The 580-nt window shown below is 53.8% G+C and carries 1 protein-coding gene; it reads right to left on the minus strand.

Features of this window, described 5'->3' with window-relative positions; genetic code table 11:
- Positions 1-395: hypothetical protein (locus NUW87_RS11525; protein WP_269028668.1), on the minus strand; the 395-nt coding region annotated here is incomplete at its 3' end.
- Between the last annotated feature and the right edge of the window lie 185 nt (positions 396-580).

Consider the following 580-nt stretch of genomic DNA (forward strand, 5'->3'; position numbering starts at 1 on the left):
CGAATGCTGTCCCGTGCATTCATCACTGGAAGGATGTGTGGTGTCGGATGTTTTGTTTGCACGACGCGGGTGGGGGGAGTGGTGCGTGTGGGATTTTTCGTCGGTGTCGGTTGCGTTTTGGTAAGAGAGACCTTGCATCCTCCTTTTTCCCCTGCGAGTTCTTCAATGCTCCGGTGGCCCTCGGTTTGTCCAGTGTGGACTTTTGGCAGGTGACTTCTCCGCTCCGGCGTCCGATTGCTGTCGCTTTCCTTATTCACTGGATGATTGTTGGGCGTCGTTTGTACAGGGGAAAGAGGAGGTGGGTTTCCTACCAGCGGATGTGCTTTCGGGTTGGTGTCGGTCGCTTTTTCGGTTTCGGTTTGGGGCCCTGTGCTTTTTCGGTTTCGCGAAGACATTCCACTCTCCGTTCCTGGGCGTGCGGGGAAAATGTTTGTGGCCTTGCGTTTTTCCAGTGGTGATTGTTTTACGTTTGAATGACTTCTCCGTCTTTGGACTAAGACGTTCGAATGCTGTCCCGTGCATTCATCACTGGAAGGATGTGTGGTGTCGAATGTTTTGTTCGCACGACGCGGGTGGGGGG

Origin of the sequence: Corynebacterium pilbarense, assembly GCF_026930265.1 — a bacterium.
GTDB lineage: Bacteria > Actinomycetota > Actinomycetes > Mycobacteriales > Mycobacteriaceae > Corynebacterium > Corynebacterium pilbarense.